1 protein-coding gene is annotated in these 529 nt (G+C 71.1%); it reads right to left on the reverse strand.

The window, feature by feature from the left end; translation table 11 throughout:
- Positions 1-529, reverse strand: a 529-nt coding sequence (locus tag ACXJKJ_RS32060) for a lipoprotein N-acyltransferase Lnb domain-containing protein (protein WP_457395779.1), incomplete at both ends; no start/stop codon positions are given.

The raw sequence follows: 529 nt of genomic DNA on the forward strand, positions 1-529 counted from the left end.
ATACCGCCCAGCACGCGCCGACGCGTGCGCAGGGCGATTACGCCCGCGGCGGCCAGCAGTCCACACAGCAGCCACGGCCACCAGTGGCGCGGGGATTCCTTGGGTTCGGGCGCGATGCGGTGCGGCAGCAGTTCCTGCTCGGCCTGCACCAGCGGACGGCCTTCGCTGTTGCGGGCCTGGCGCAGCGCGTCGGCCAGTCGCATCGGCACGAAGGCTTCCTGCCAGCGCGACAGTGGCTGGTCGGCGAACGGCCCCAGGCCGATGTCGAAGCCCAGCCACATCCATGGCGAGGGCGAGGCCAACCGCACCGATTCGCTGCGGTAGGTGTTGCCACGCGAGCGACCGGACAGCTGCGAATGCAGGCCGCCGCCAAGCGCCTGGTCGATGGTGTCGCGCACCATCGTGGCGCAGTTGGCGGTGTAGTAGTCGTAGTGGTAGCGCGCGTTCTCGGGCTTGGCGCGTTCGGCCAGGCCTGCGGCCAGCGTGCGGGCCTGCTGCGGGTCCAGGTCCAGCCACTGGATGCTGGCGC

The sequence above is a fragment of the Roseateles sp. P5_E1 genome (assembly GCF_054049335.1).